This is a genomic window from Pseudomonas sp. YuFO20 (assembly GCF_035064975.1).
Taxonomy (GTDB): domain Bacteria; phylum Pseudomonadota; class Gammaproteobacteria; order Pseudomonadales; family Pseudomonadaceae; genus Aquipseudomonas; species Aquipseudomonas putida_AE.
The window spans coordinates 1-639 of sequence record NZ_JAXDEO010000156.1; the positions used below are offsets into that span (position 1 = coordinate 1).

Consider the following 639-nt stretch of genomic DNA (forward strand, 5'->3'; position numbering starts at 1 on the left):
GTTCAACCGCTCGTTCAACTGCTGATGAACTGCGCCGTGCTCGTCTTGCCATGTTTCCCTCTCTTCGGTCTCGGCTTCAATTTCGTCGTGCAGCTGATCGCGCCGCACGCTTTCGGTAATGGTCTCAAGTGCCTCTTCGGCCGCTTCGGCGCGCGCTTCGGCCGCCTCTACAGCGCCCTCGACCTGCGCGACGGCCTCAGTCACGGCAGCTTCCACAACGTTACCAGCGGCCTCGCCTGCGGTTTCCGCTACTTCAACAGCCATGATTTAAATCCTTTGTCACGTTTTGCTATCCAGTCCTCAACAGACTTTAAGCGTTGCTCTAGCTCTTGGTTTTTCCGTTGCAACAAGCGCGGATCAGGATTTAGGTCCGCGCTTGGAGCGTAGTTGATTACGTCGCTTAGATCGATCGCCTGATCAGGCGTGCCACTTGGCCACTTTGCGGAGAAGTTCCGCAAGCTTGGGAGAATAATCCGCCATATCATTGATTTCCTCATCAAGCGTCAGCGGCTTCCGCTCAGTGGCGGCGTCCGCCTGCTCCATTGAGGCCGCCGCTGCCGGCTCGCTGTTCGCATTGTTCGTCATTGGTCACAAGCTCCGTTGGTTCGGCAATGCCCAGATGGGCCATGATGGCGGTAT

Annotated in this window: 1 protein-coding gene; it reads right to left on the minus strand. The window is 57.1% G+C overall.

The window, feature by feature from the left end:
- Positions 1 to 264 (minus strand): hypothetical protein (locus tag SOP85_RS31040; RefSeq protein ID WP_323629411.1); only part of this gene is annotated, 264 nt, incomplete at its 3' end.
- Positions 265 to 639 lie beyond the last annotated feature (375 nt).